This is a genomic window from Salinisphaera sp. G21_0, assembly GCF_017744115.1.
Classification (GTDB): Bacteria; Pseudomonadota; Gammaproteobacteria; order Pseudomonadales; family Endozoicomonadaceae; genus Endozoicomonas.
Genome location: NZ_JAGHQW010000258.1, coordinates 1 through 583, shown reverse-complemented (window position 1 = coordinate 583; position 583 = coordinate 1). Strand labels below are relative to the sequence as shown.

The following is a 583-nucleotide window of genomic DNA, read 5'->3' as shown; positions in this document are numbered from 1 at the left end:
CTGCGGTCTGGTCATCTCTTGAACACTATGCCAGCAGCGGCCAGCTAAACGCCCGTTTATGCACGGCACTCAGCCCGGTTATCAAAGATGATAAAGACGGCATTGTTCCAGACCTCGTTAAGAAAGCGGTGGTTGCAAAGTTGGAACAGATTGAGGCAGCAAAAACGCCAGTAGTAACATCAATCCCTCAGCAAGGACTTCCAGCAAGGGCAAGCATACCAACTCAAGGGAACCAGGTTGCCAACAGTCGAATTCAAGGGCCGCTATCTGACTTTGACGCGGCAATGGAAGCGCTGGATCGTTTTTACGAACTGGGAAATGCAGAACTTGAACTGCTGGAACCCCACCGAAGCCGAATGACTTCTGTTCAATTAAGCGCTGCTATCTGCAAAATGAGCTACGCAGTGGATTCAGAAACACGGAAAGAATGGCATGAAGCCAGCGAAAAAAGGAGAAGAGACCCACTTGGGCTTGATGAAATAGTGGAATGGGATTTGGATTCATTGGCGACATTGGATTCATTGGCGACAGAGTCAGAACTGGTCAACAACGATGACTGGATGGAAGAGTTCCTACAAGGGCT

At 49.1% G+C, this 583-nt stretch carries 1 protein-coding gene; it reads left to right on the top strand.

Going from position 1 to position 583, the window contains the following annotated elements:
* Positions 1-583: hypothetical protein (locus J7439_RS25945; RefSeq protein ID WP_209204944.1), on the top strand; the 583-nt coding region annotated here is incomplete at both ends.